Genomic DNA, 14,324 nt, shown 5'->3' on the forward strand with positions numbered 1-14,324 from the left:
TTGAAAGCTCTTTATAGCCTTTATAATTTACATTTATGCCAAAAGGATTGCCTTTTGAGCGTGTGCCCACGTGCAACCACCAGTTGCAGATGTGAGCGGTATATAAAATAGTAAACATATTGCCGTTTACACAGGAACGGTGCGATTGGTGCAAGGGCTGTGAGTAAAAATACTACCCGTAAGGGTGGAGATTTTGCTCAACAGGCGAAAGCGTACCCTTGTGGCTCTCGCATCCGCACGCCTGTACCTTTGCTTTATGTTTGAGATTGTTATATAATTTAACTGGATTAATAATCATCAATTCTTATAAGACCTTATTATCATTCGGCAGGTAATCTAAAGGCGCGAGCCGACTGCGAGTTGAGCAACGGGTGTACTAGCTAGAGGTATGTAATACCGCTAGTGCTATGTTTACACTGGTTTGGCGCAGTAATTGAATCGGTTGGGGAAGGAAAGGGCTGTTTTGCAACGGAATGAAAAGCATCGGAGCTTGCACGTTTTATAGTAAAAATTTGGAATTGCCACAATGAAATGAAATGAAGGTTATGCGGTAGCATAGGCGTAATGGAAAGAGGTCTGGCAATCACATAGGTGTATTGTAATAAAGTGCAGGGCGTAGTGCTTGTAATGAAGTGTAAAATCAGCTCTTTTGCGCGGTTTGCTATAAGGCTTGTTTTTTTATGAGCATCGGGAATAAAACAAATAAGCTTTATGCAAATATGGATGTTTCAATTACTGTGACAAACTTATTAGCCCGTTGTGATCGCAGGCTCGCACATTAATAAGCAGCGGTTGCACCCAAATTTTGTACTTGCGCAGCATATCATTATGGGTTTGGGTGCAAGAGTAGCTGCGGGTGCTGTAGGAATGGCGTGTGTGTAATACTACAAATGAATAGCTTTTGAGGCCTGAGGACGGAAGGCGTAGAAAGCGTATGAATGGTAGATGCAAGAGATTTATTAGGGATTAGAGATTAGGGACCAGGGGTTAGGGATTAGGGACTTGGAAATATTAATTTATTCTCTTAGTTCTTGCAGCTATGTATTATGGAACAAAACAGAATGACGGAGGCACACCTTTTACCTGCCACGCTTTAAACTTTAAACCAAGAGGTATTTTTTTGAAAACGGATTAAAAAAAGCGCAAAGGCAACAAGTAAAGGCTGTAATGCTGCAATGTAATGAAAGTATTATAGCTTTTACTGCGCGGAAAGCAAATGGGTATGGCTGAAATGCAATGGAAGTTATACTTATTTGCTTGGGGGATTTATCTTATTTTAAAAAATTTTTGTGTTTAATGTTTTAAATAAGTAATCTCACAAGCTTTACATAATCTTTGCTCTTGAACATATTCTTTAATATCATACCATCCTCCTGTTTTTTGCCAAATATCAAGTCCTCTTCCTAAGATGATCTTCCAGCTGTTATCTAAAATGATTGAACGGTCGTGGATGAAATCATCAAACTCGTAAGTAAAAATTATACCTATTTGTTCTAGGGAATACTGCATTTGTTGAAATGCTTCCTTAGCATTCTCAACATAGTCTTCATTATTTGTTGTTACAAGATGAAGTTTAACTTCAGTCTCTGGTTCTTTCTTTTTGGATAGCAATTTTGCGAACTCCATAAAGTTTCTTAATTGGTAGGGTAGCCTTACATAAGGATCTATAACTTTTACCTCAGTAGCACCTATAAGATACGGACCAAATAAAAAGTCATAAGAAATACCCGATTGATTGTCTCGAATTATTTCCTGTCCTTCAGAAAGCTCTGAAGGTTTTTGTTGAGATATCTCACCTATATTGCTGTCTTCATTTACTGAAGTCTCAACTTGATTGATTTTGGTTAAATTTCCTGTACCGTTTTGAATAACTTCTAAGGTCTCTATATTTATTATTTCACCCGAGCTTTTAATCGTGTAACTAAAATCTACCGGTTGCTCTAAGAAGGTTTCATCCATTTTTTCAAGCTGTTGTTTTACCCGCTTGCGGTTTTCTATAGCAAAATCTAACAATTCTTTTGCTTCACTTTCCTCAAAACCACCTTGTGGAAATATCACTTTAATTAAACCAGCAAAAGTTTTTTCTATTGCCGTTTTATCACGCGTAGTTATAGAATTAGATAACTCAAAGAATTGCGAATACTCGTTGGTTCTATCCTCCTTACGTAACCCTCGTAAAACCTCCGCCAGGTAATCCACAATAAAACCATAGTCCGAACTAAACATTTCATTACGTAGTTTGAGTACTTCCCAACCTGGCAAGTAAGCGTGCATTCTATCTAAAAAGGCAGTATCGTAGTAATCTTTTGGTAATGCTTCAAAAAGGTCGCTATGTTTGAGCATATAAGGAACGGAATGATCTGTATTCCCTACAAAAACCATTGAAGCAGAAGCACCATACTGTTGTGTTCCTCTTGAGAAAAACTTATTCGCCATATAGTTTTTGAGGATGTCGACTAGCCCTCTATCTGACCTTTTGGTTTTTCCTGCAAATTCATCATAAGCTACCACATCCCAATAACCAACAAGGCCTATTTCACCTGTACTGTTATTTACAAATAATTTTGCTTTAGATACTTCCCCACCAGATATCAACATACCGTGTGGAGATAATTCTGAAAATATGTGAGATTTTCCAGTACCTTTTGGCCCTAATTCGATTAGGTTATAATTATTTTCTACAAAAGGAATTAATCGTGAAAGCTGCAATAGCTTTGAGCGTTTGGTAAACTCATCTGGATTAAGACCTATGGATTGCATCAATACATCTATCCACTCCTCTGTAGAAAATTGTTGTCTTGCACTTTTGTATTCCTCTATATCAACATTTGAAATTTGAATAGGTTTAAGACTCTCAATTATCCAAGGAACAGAACCTTTTTCATCAGAAGAATAGTAGGCTAAGGTTAAAATGCACCAGACACCACTTGAAAGGAGTTTTTTGTGTTCTTTAATCACATCACTAGAAATGGGAATACGGCTGAGACCTAAGTTAGCAAAAGAGGCTTCATATTGGTCTTTTACATCGTTTAGTCTAACAGACACTTTATCAATGATTCTATGCGACCCTTTCTCTCTTACCGTAGATTTTATAATATTCGCTTCATCTCTATGAACAAAATGTTTTGATATAATATTCTTAACGGTTTCTACACCTTGATTAATGGTCTCTTCGTCATCGGTAGCACAATACTGACCTAATAAATATTCTAGAACATAGGTAGGTACAATAGCATTACCTTTAACTAGTTTGGTCAGGTCTTTTCTAACCACTTTTCCCTCAAAGTGCTCGTTTAGTTTTATATCTAATGCTTTCATATCTTAAATGTCATCAAAGTCGTTCGTAAATGATATGTTAAGTGTGTAGAAAAAGCTTTTAAATTCTTTCCACTTTGTGGTTCCCTCTACAGGTTCCTCTAAGACTAGTTTTACCCGTTGATTTTTATATTTTCCACTCGCTTTAGACATCAATTGGAAACGATGTTTTACTTCTCGTTGTCTTTCACTTCCCTCTTCAATATCAAAATTATAGGTAAACAAGTCACTTAAACGTTCTTCGTCCTCAGCATAGATGGCCGCTCTAATAGTTCGTGGTAATACCTGCTCTGTCACCAAATCTGATTGAATAAATGAAACCGCAAGGATATTAGTCGTAATCCTATCTGTAGATTTAATGATGTCAATATCTACTTGAGACGTGGTATCTTGGCGTTTTTTACTCACTTTAAGCAATGGAATAACAATTTCCTGCATCGTTGCGCCACCGTGAACAAATCGTGAACCAGCACCGCTTATTCTCAATCTATTTACAGACTTTGGTATCAACACATCCACATCCGAATCAATATTCAATTCTGAACCTTTAAAGGCTTTTGTGGTGTTGTCACCTTTAAGGTCTTCCCCTATCACAAAGCGCCTGTTTTCTTTCCAGATGTTACCTGCGTGTCTAGAGGTTACAAAATCACTTTCATCTAAATCGCTGTGTTGGTAGATATAACCGTGGTCTGCGGTAATCATCATATTGTTACCGTTCATATTAGCAATCTTCTTCAACATATCCATCAAGAAATCGAACTCTTGTTCTACGACATCAAAAACACGCTCTTCCGTCGCTTTATCGTCGCCTGTTTTGTCTATTCTATTGTGGTAGATGTAAATGAGGTCGTATTGTTTTACAAATGCTCTACCTTCTTTATTCGCATTCATACTCATAAAGTCATCTGCTTTAATGGCTGTGGCTCTTACATTTGAATTTTCGGATAGTATTTTAGAGCGACCTTTGGTCCCAGCACTTGACATACCATCGATGAGTATGGTATCTGTTTTCGCTTTAAGTGAAATGCTTTTATGCGGTAACAAAGAAGCCATTCCTAATTGCGTATATGAAGGCAAGCTACTTAGCATATGTTCAATAGACGACTCATACCTATTTTCTGATTGTAACCTTCTACTCAGTTCGGCGCCATTTTCGTAACGTAAGGCATCAGAAATGATAACAAATAAACGTTGTTTCTTCTTTGCAAAAGGTTGTACGTGCTGTTCAAAAAAGCGTTGCTGACTATAGCGTTCTTGGGTTGGCCATACGGTTAGGTCATCTATTACCTTTTGCCAGTTGTTGTTATATGTTAGCAACCAATCGTTTGCATAAACCTTTTCTATTTTTTCAACTAGGATTGCAAGTATTCTGTTTTGTTTGGATTGTCTATAACTCCAAATAAATTTTCTATAGGCTTGGTCTACTTCATATAATTCTGAAGCATAACTTTCTATCCCTTCACTAAAATTAGAATAGGTGGTTCTGTGGTATTTACGAATGAGATGTAGGGTCTCTGCACCGTATTCTAAAGCATCATATAGCGCTTCTGAAGCAGCATACCAATATTTGTTTTCCCGTTGCTTTTTATATTGAACTACTTTATCATAAGCAATACCTTCTTCTGCAATGAGGTTGACTAGATCATAGATAATTTTTTTATCGCTTAAGCGAAATAAATCATCCTTAATAATGTCTTCTATTTGAGCTTGTTGCAATTTGGTTTCTACATCAATATCGGCTGCGATTTTATCTGAAACAGTTCCAAAGCTTTCGCGATATTGAATGGTATCTTTCCAAAGCGCAATTAATAAACGTGATTCTTTAGTCAGTTCTGATGGGCGACCTAAACTAAAACCATAATTAAAGACTTCTAATAAGAAATCGTAAATAGACGGTTCCTCAGCAAGATAGTTAAAGACATTTTTAATTTTACCCCAGTAGTAACTCTTTAAACTAAAGCGGTTTAAATCTTTATCAAACTTTTCATTACCATCGATGAATGCAGCACTATGCGCGTGTATAAATGTACTGAGGTTTACATAGTCTGTATTAAATACTACCGCAAGCATTTTACTACGGATGTCTTCGTGTTCATCACCAGCACCCAATAACTCCTTGAGTTTGTTTCTGCGGTCTTTGGCTTTAAAGAATTCAATATGCTCTGCCACGAGTTCTTTTAGATGATAGCCTAAACCCATCTCTTGTAAGAACATTGCCTCTTGGTCTGTATGGAATAGATGGTTTGCCAGTTCGATATCTAGTAACCAGTTTTCTTCGTTACTAGGTTTCTTTGCTGTGAAGTAAAGTAAAAACTTATCTTCAGGTCGTTGTTTGGTTAAGATGTGTTTTATCTCAAACTCATTTTGGTTCACGTGAATTTTTTCGACATCAGCAATCTCCAATTTATCAAATTCTTCGTTGAAGTCTTTTTTCTCATCGTACCAGAAAATGACTCTATGGTCTTGAAACCGTTTTATTAACGCTTGTTTTATTTTTTGGCTCATTATTTCCTAACCTTCTGTTTTGAATACTCTTATTACTTTTGACCAGCTATTATGCCAACTTCCACTCTTCTTTGTATCAGTAAGCAATAATTCACTTTCTATATTCTCACACATCTCTTCTACAAATGTTTCAATTCTCTGCACGCGAGCGCTATTTATATAGGGGCTAACAACCAGGAAATACGTAACATCGTTATTCTGATTACGCAGCAAATCTAATATGGTGTGCAATTGGAAGTTTTCCATATCTATCACATTAGAAAGGATATGAACTGTAACATCAGTTGGTTCTTTATGACGTGTAATATCATCTATATTTAATGAATCAAAATCTTTATTAATCGTATAAATGTTTTGAGTGTCTCGCGATATATGTAAAGATGCTCTTTTTAGAGCTGATTCAGAGGGTTCTATCAAGGTTACTGTCTTTATATTTTGTGCCGTATAATGATCTATAAACATTTTTGATGCTGGTGCTTGACCACAACCCCAGTCGAACAGATGGATGTCACTTAAACCATCAGGTAATCCTTCAAAAGCATCTCTTAATTTTGCAAAATGCATTTGTCCAAGCTGAGACATATATACAATCAATTGATCTGTGGTTGTTAGCACTGCAGTCCCACGACCTAGAGAGCGAAATATAGGATTGGTTTCTCCCATCTGATTATAAAAATCTCGGTTCAGTTGCCATATCTCATCCATATTAAATGTATTAGATTCAATAACATCAGCATACGCTGTATCGCTTTCAATTATAAAGCCAGGTGCAAAAGTTTCTATAATTGGATCTTCTGTCAGAAATCGATCAATGATTAACTGTAGCTCTTTATGTGGATTATTTTGAAATGCTAGGTCTAGTTTAAGAGCATCTTCTAAAACAGGATCAGTTGCGAAAGTTATTTCCTCATCTTCAAAACTTCTAAAAATTAAGCTACGGACTTCTTTCAATCTTGGTTCATTAAATTCACCAAAATGTTTAATAGCCGTGGCATAAAAATTTAGCAACACTGTTAATGGCTCTTTTCTATAGTCGGTCTCAGTAAGAAATGCTTCTTCTAATAAAGATAGCATAGTATCATAACTATCTATTAACTCAATTGCATTTCGACAATTCATAAAGTTGGCCGACGCTTCAATAATTTTAGATTGTTCTAAACCTTCCTGATTTAATAAGTTTAAAAAATGTTCAAATGAAAATGATTCATTTAACCTTACTGCTGTTGACAATAGGAGATTTAGATAAGCCTCATTTTTTGATAACGAGAAATTTAATCCCGCAATACTATCTAGAGTAGGTAAGCTCTTAAATAAATGTCGATCTTTATTAAGCGCTTCAAAGTTACTCAAGCTGTAATAATCAAATAATTCATCCAATCTATCATCAATGAAAGATTGAAGTTGTACCGAATTTTGAAGCGCTACCTTATAGTCATATAGAAAATCCATATTTATTGTTGCGACATTATAAATTTGATAAGGTCTTCTTTTAAAAGTTTTGAATAATTGGTGTAACCTTTTTTCTTACAAAGTTTTTTTAATTCCGTGACTTTAAGATTATCAAGATCTTTGTAGCTCAGTTCATCATCATCTTTTGAATCTTTTGTGGAACATTGTTCTGTGTCATCAAATAATTTAAGCGGTCCAGACGGTTGTTTTTTAGAGTTTTTTTCTAATACATCTTCTATTGAATTTTTTAAGCTTTGTTTTTCGATTTTGGACTCATCAACACGGCTTTTAAATTCTTTATCGTTCTTTACATTATTAGTTTTAGAAGAATAATCAACTTTTTTCACAATAATATTTTCTTTTATAAGTGGTAAGATTTTATTAATAAGAGTCTCGTCAAAACCACTCACATCAAGCTCTACAGCATTTGTCGAACACCATTTATTTACTGTTTGCTTTATCATTGACGATAGAGACTCCTTATTATCTTTCTTAGTTTTAGTTTTCTCGTAAGCGTATACCGAATCAAATAGCCGTAGATATTGAAAGTTGTCATTTTTAATAATGCTATTCTTCTTGATCTCTAAGTCATTAATAAAAGAAAATGAATTACTAATCGTATGATTCCAAAATGCATATCTATAAAGTGATTCGATTAGATAGAATTCTAGTTTTGTTAAGAGTTTAAACTTGATGTTTTCGGTATAGTTAGCATTTGAATAAGCATTGCGCAAAGCTTTATAACCAGAATTGAGGCCATATACTAATGCCAGCTTCTCAACAAACTCGACATTTATATTGTTAAATAAACCCGAAACTAAATCACTATCACTTTTTACTTTCCCTTTCCCATAAGTGAACAACATCGCCAGCTCAAACGTTAAGCTATTCTGATCCAGTTGGTCCAATATAATAGTATTAAATTGTTTTGTAACCTTTTGATTTTCCTTTTTAGAGACGGTTGTTATGATTTCATCGGTTATTTCTTTACCTAGATAACTATAAATAGGATCTTTACCAGAGAAAACATTTAAGATATTAGTATCTAATTTGACATTTTGATTCTTTACCGATTCTGCAATTTCAGTATTGAAATATGAGATAGCAGAAGCACTCTTACGTGTTATATCCAATTGATGATATTCTTTGAGTAAATGGGCAGTCCTCATAAAAGCAAAGCCACCCATTAATCTATCATACCTCTGTAGATGGGTTTTTAGAAGACCTTCGTTATCATCTCCTGGGAAACTGTGCTTTTCAGTAAGCGACACACTTTCTTGTTTATTTTTATTTTCAAATGAGATCGCCCATTCAGGCACGTAAGCAGCACCTTGGTTAATATTCCAAATCACATTTTCTGCTTTCTTCTTATCCGCAAAATAAATCATTTTCAGGCGAGAGATAGGTAAACACCCCGCTAGTGCTACGTAGTTTTTTTGTAAATCGAATAATTTTGCAATCTCTTCTTCTAATAGAATAATTTTAATGGAACAGTCGCTTTCTGTATTCCATTTTTTATCAGACAAGATTAGAAATGAATCAAATTGATCTTGCATATCTTTATTCTTGTTGGTCAAGAATCGTGATGGGCAAAAAATGCCACGCACCAGATAATGAGCCAGAGTATCAGATTGTATATGTATGTAGAATGTCGCAGTTTTTTTCATAATAATTAAAATGGCAAATCATCGTCATCATCGATAATTGGATTATTATTTTGTTGTTGATTGTTCTGAATTTGTTGGTTAGGCACATAATCTTCTTCTTGTACTGTACCACGTTGCAACGGTATAGCAAGTGGAGCCATATTTTTCTTACTGTAATAGTTTGGGCTATTATTTATAAGAAATACGTTATTTTTAGAACGTGTTAATACCACATAAATATCATTTTCAGTAACAATATTCGGTCGCTCTCTTAGCCACCAACTATAACTAGCAAAATTTGGAACTATGATAGTGTTAAATTCTAAACCTTTACACGATTTAAATGTGGTGACGTGTACACGTTCAATTTGATTAAGATTGTCTGCCTCATTTACATAATATGAGCAATTGATACCGCGATCACTTAATTTTTGACGCAACTTTCTCACACCATTTTGAAATGGATCTAAAACTGCAATATTATGCGTAGGATCTTGGTAAGTATTTATGATATCAATTATCGCTTGTAGCTGATCATCTTCGTCGTTGTCAGTATGAATTAATTGCGGTATAGGACCATTTGAATTCCCATCTTGTATTATATGATCAGGAAATAGACTTCTTACAAATCTTGTGATTTCGTGCGTATTTCTAAAATTAGTTCGAAGTGTAAAGGTTTGATTACCAAATACATTGTGTAATTGTTCGGATTTTGTTGACTGCTCAGGATACAAAATTTGATTGTCGTCAGTTGTATAAGAAACTCTATTGGCGTTTCGCCTTATAATCTCATATCTTTCTATATTGACATCTTGCGCCTCATCAACTATAATTTCATCATATTGCTGTTGATCTGTTCCAGTTGTATAGCGGAATGTTCTGTTTACGTTATTAGCTGCTTCTTCATTTATTGTTCTACAGGTCTCTTTTAAAAAACGCTCTAATGAAACCGTATAAGTCAACAACAAGCTCTTAGCATTCCCAGTGTCATAATTACGTATATGTCGCCATAAGCCTATAACACTTTTACCTGTTCCTGGACCACCAGATACGGCTACTGCTTCAGCATAGTTTAAAACGGTTTGTTGATCTGGCGTGAGATCTGTGATTAATGGTAATTCAAAATTATATGGCATAGCTATTTTATTATTCTAAAGGTTAAGTTTACTCTTTCTTCTTTTACCCTTTTACTTTTTGGAATCTGGTGTTTCCAGTAGTGCTGTAACTCTCCTTGCATTATAAGCAAACTACCGTGTTGTAGAACTATATCTATGCGTTCTTTGGTTTCTATATGTTTCAGTTGAAATTTGCGTTCGGCGCCAAAATTGACTGACGCTATAACTGGATTTTTCCCCAACTCTTTTTCTGCATCAGTATGCCAAGAGATAGAGTCGCTTCCATCCCTATATCTATTTAACAGCACACTGTTGAAAGAGACACCAGCGATAGGCTCTATATCGTTTTTTACTTTTAAAAGACCAGGACTCCAAGGATGCGGCTGTAATGTTATACCTGAAAAACTATATGGCTTGTCTTGATCGCCGTACCAAGCCGTTAATCTAGGAAAAGGTATTTCTTTCCCGTACATTTTCATTGACTCCTGTTTCCAGTGTATATCAGATAACAACCGAGCAAGATACTTGTCTGCCAATTCCTTTTTGTAAAAATTAGGTACATAGATATATTCCCCATCCTTAATTTTTATTGGTTTTATGTCTTTCGATTCTTCGGAAAATAATGTTGCGCTCATAGTTTATCTAATTTCACTTGTATCAATCCAATCAAACTTCCTCACTTTATCTTTTGCTTTTTTATCGTTTAAGCCTGTTACTTTTTTAAGAGCTGTACCGAACTTGTTGTAGTTGACTAGTACACCATCATCTAGGTCTATGGTTATACGTTCTGTAGCAAGTAGGTATAAGACCTCTCTTTCGTATTCTTGTAGTTCTAGCAAGACTGCTTTTAGTTTGTCCTTTTCTTTGGCTGCTTTGGTTTGCTCGCTAGAGGTACCAGACTCAATTAAGTGATCTAAATGCTCCATACGGGTGTTGAGTTTTTCTCTGTATTCCACTAAGTAGCCATTGAGGATTTGATTTAATGTATCTGGTGTATAGCGGTGCATATAAATAAGCACGTTAAAGGCTCCTTTGGGTGATGAGAACATCCAGTAGATAGGACGTTTTTTGTAACGTTTTATGTGGTCGTTGTAAAAGTCTTTTACAAAAAACTTACGGATGTCTTTACCTATGCAATCTTCTACAAAAGCAAGGTTTTTATCAAAATTAGCTGCTCCAAAAGTGACTTTTAAAAACTCATAAAAACGACCTACAATATCATCTTCAAACCACTCGTCATCTAGTATGGGGATGATGTTGTCGTCGTCGGGTAGAAAAGTGGTGGTTGGTGGCTGGTGGTTGGTAGATGGCTCCTCCTGACCATTCACCATAAACTGTTCACTATTCACCAATTTAAAATAATCCTCTAAGGTTTCTCCTTGATTGGCTAGAATTAAGCCTTCTTTATCTAGCGAGTAACGACCAAACATACAACCGACTGCATAGCTTATAAATTGTATGAGTACTTCTTTGGCGTTGAATGGTAGTTGGTGGTTGGTGGTTGGTGGTTGGCTTTTTAATTGCCATTTACCATTTACTAATTCCCAGCCACTTTTATAATTAGCAGAAAGCTCTTTTAAGGCTTTTTGGTCTAACTCTTCTTTTAAGATGGTGATAGCTTCTAGCGGAACCTCAGGCGTAAGCTCTTCTTGCAAACCATAGATGTCTATAAATTGCTTATTGAGTTCTTCTTCGTTTTTATGCAATTGGAAAAATTTATTTTTCCAGTAGTGTTCGTATAGGTCGTAGGATTCTTCTAAAGTATCTGATTTATGTTTGATGAGTTCGTTTTGATTAAAGTCCCAAGAAGTTTCTCTTGAGTTCCATTCAGTCTTGGAAATTTCAATACACAGACTAACGTTGTCGGAAATTAGCGAATCATTATCTTTTACAACAGGTATCTTCTTAAGATATCCAACGTGTGTTACCATTGTAGGGCTCAAAACACCCATTAGTAACCGTACAGTATTAGAATTTAATAATCCTGAAATAAAATTAAGTCTATTTTTTTCACTAAACACTGTACTTCCTTGAACGTCAAAAATAAATCCATCGGGACTTAATCTAGCACCAAAACCATTTGTATTAGTTAAGGAAAATGTAACCCCAGGCTTAAAATAGTATTTAATATTTTTAATTGTTCTAGTAGGTGATTTATATAGTTTTTTAGCATATTCAAGTACTTCTTTTCCATCAAATTCCCAATTAATCACTAAGGATTGATTTCCATACCATTTTCTATACGCCCCACCTTTATTAAAAGGAAACCATTTTAAATTGGATGAGTTGAAAACTTTATTGTTATCAACCTCTAACCAATACCTTAGAAATCTATCATTGTTACTAGTGGCCAAACCTTGACGTGGTTCTCCAATATCCTCCAAACTTTTGTTTTTAAAAAGCTCAAGTATTTTTTTTGAGAACCAATATCCGAAAGGATTACCTGGTATTTCACAAAAATCTTCTTGATTTGCAATATAAAACCAATCACTATCTGAGTTTTGAATACCTTCTAAAGTTTTATCTCTCTTTAAATTGGTATGTTTTTCATCTACTAAACGGATATAACTTCCTTCATTTTTGCTTTCATTTTTAACTAAGGTAAAAGCAGCATTTTGCACGACTTCGCCACCAATTTCAGGAAATGTTCTAGCTCCTAAATGCAGTAGCGTATCAATGTGTGTTTCTTTGATGAGTTTTTCTCGTAGTTTTTCATAACTACTTAAAAACATCCAAGAATGTTGGTTAATCATACCTAAATAGCCTTTAGGGTGCAAAACAGCTAAACCAGCCTCCATAAAACACGCCATTAAATCGGATTTACTGTCTTTGTAATTTATCTTTACAAAATTTGCAAGTGGCTTGTTCATATTACCACCACCCATATATGGTGGGTTATCTACTACGCAATGGTATTTTGCACTTAGAGCCACTAGTTGCTGGCAGCTAGTCACTAGTTGTTGTATGCTGTCTTTAAGAAAAAAGTCAGTACTCGTTTTTTCTTTTTGCATTAATACTTCTAAAGTCTCTTCTAAAAAAGAGGTACTTGATTGCGGTAGAATGAGTGAACCAAGATTGGTTGCTTCTTGTATGTTTTCTAAATCGTTTAGTAGTTCATTAGATAATTTTACATCAATGCTTTTAAAGACTTCTTTTATCTCATCTGTGGTTAATTTTAAGTCTTGGTAGCACAGTATGTGTGGTGTGAGTTCTTTTCTAAAAACACGTTTATGGTATTCACGAGCTTTCATCATTAAAGCCAAACCTGCCAACTGAGCAGCACGTTCATCAATCTCAAAACCGTAGAGGTTTTTTTCAATTATAAACTGTGGTATCTCACTTGGGCTATAGCCTTCTTCTTCATAGATTTTAGTCAATAACTCAAAACCATACACTAGAATGTGACCACTACCACAAGCTTGGTCTAGAAGCGTAATCTCTTCTACAGAATCAATTTTAAGAAAGTCCTCAATTTCTGCACTTGGTGACTCGATGTAATACGGCATATGGTCTTTTAGGTTAGAGCTAGGTCTATTCTGTAACCATAGTTTCCCTACCGTATTTTGCACCATATATTCTACAATCCAGCGAGGTGTAAACAATTGCGTAGCTGCTGGTATGTCTTCTTTTTTTACTTTTCCTTTGGCAGCAAAGACCTCATCTTTTCGTTCAGAAATATAAAACTGGTATATCCAACCAATAATCTCTACCTCAGCACAATCTTCTGTTGCCATTCCGTCTCTTATGTCTTGTACTATGGAAAACTCAGAGGTTAAATCGTCAGGTAAGAGTAGCTCTGCATAGTCATTAATCTTTTCAAACAGAAAAGGAAAAATGGTGTTGAGGTGGTTACAAGCCCCTATGAGTAGTTCTTTGTAGGCTTCGTTTTGTGCATCGCTGCTGCGTATGGTACCATCTAGTAAGTCAAAAATATGTTTGGTATCTACAGGTAACTCATCTGGAATGTTGCCTTGTTTGGCTTCGTCTAGTAATTCTGGTAAAGTGTAGCCCTCTTTTGGTGTGACTACGCCTATTTTTATAGGTTGGTAGTCGTTAGCATCCATAAAACGCAATGCCATTAACCTATTGAACCAGGTATAAGCCACCTTATCTACAACCTGTTCTTTTGAGGTTTTTTGTATTTCGGCTTTAAGCTTTTTTACCTGAACTTCTTTTTCACGTAACACGGCAGAGTCTGTGGTTAACACATACTCTAGCTTTGCAGCGACTTGCGAAACGATTTTGATACGCGCTTCTTGGGCGAATTTTTTGAGTTGGTTGGTGTTCATAATTT

Annotated in this window: 7 protein-coding genes; all 7 read right to left on the reverse strand. The window is 35.3% G+C overall.

The genetic code is table 11. The features are described from left to right. Positions 1-1,293: 1,293 nt before the first annotated feature. The 7 genes from brxL to pglX are packed head-to-tail and all read right to left on the reverse strand — an operon-like array spanning position 1,294 to position 14,319. Positions 1,294-3,318: a BREX system Lon protease-like protein BrxL gene (brxL, locus tag ACFSQ0_RS05300; RefSeq protein WP_379045173.1), complete on the reverse strand. Its 2,025-nt coding sequence runs from the start codon at positions 3,316-3,318 to the stop codon at positions 1,294-1,296. A 3-nt stretch (positions 3,319-3,321) separates the two neighbouring features. Continuing rightward, the gene (gene pglZ / locus ACFSQ0_RS05305) at positions 3,322-5,820 is read right to left on the reverse strand and encodes a BREX-1 system phosphatase PglZ type A (protein ID WP_379045176.1); all 2,499 of its coding nucleotides are present in this window, start codon (positions 5,818-5,820) and stop codon (positions 3,322-3,324) included. A gap of 6 nt (positions 5,821-5,826) precedes the next feature. Beyond that, complete coding sequence (locus ACFSQ0_RS05310; protein ID WP_379045179.1) at positions 5,827-7,269, reverse strand: hypothetical protein; 1,443 nt, start codon at positions 7,267-7,269, stop codon at positions 5,827-5,829. A gap of 2 nt (positions 7,270-7,271) precedes the next feature. Continuing rightward, entirely contained in the window at positions 7,272-8,936 is a 1,665-nt protein-coding gene (locus tag ACFSQ0_RS05315; protein WP_379045182.1) for a hypothetical protein, read from the reverse strand. A gap of 5 nt (positions 8,937-8,941) precedes the next feature. Further along, positions 8,942-10,051 carry a DNA/RNA helicase domain-containing protein gene (locus ACFSQ0_RS05320; protein WP_379045185.1) on the reverse strand — a complete coding sequence of 370 codons (1,110 nt, stop codon included), beginning with the start codon at positions 10,049-10,051 and terminating at the stop codon, positions 8,942-8,944. A gap of 2 nt (positions 10,052-10,053) precedes the next feature. Further along, entirely contained in the window at positions 10,054-10,665 is a 612-nt protein-coding gene (locus tag ACFSQ0_RS05325; protein ID WP_379045188.1) for an alpha-ketoglutarate-dependent dioxygenase AlkB family protein, read from the reverse strand. 3 nt (positions 10,666-10,668) lie between these two features. Further along, positions 10,669-14,319, reverse strand: coding sequence for a BREX-1 system adenine-specific DNA-methyltransferase PglX (gene pglX, locus ACFSQ0_RS05330; RefSeq protein WP_379045191.1), 3,651 nt, complete (start codon positions 14,317-14,319; stop codon positions 10,669-10,671). Positions 14,320-14,324: the final 5 nt, after the last annotated feature.

The organism is Mesonia sediminis, assembly GCF_042684705.1.
GTDB classification, from domain to species: domain Bacteria; phylum Bacteroidota; class Bacteroidia; order Flavobacteriales; family Flavobacteriaceae; genus Mesonia; species Mesonia sediminis.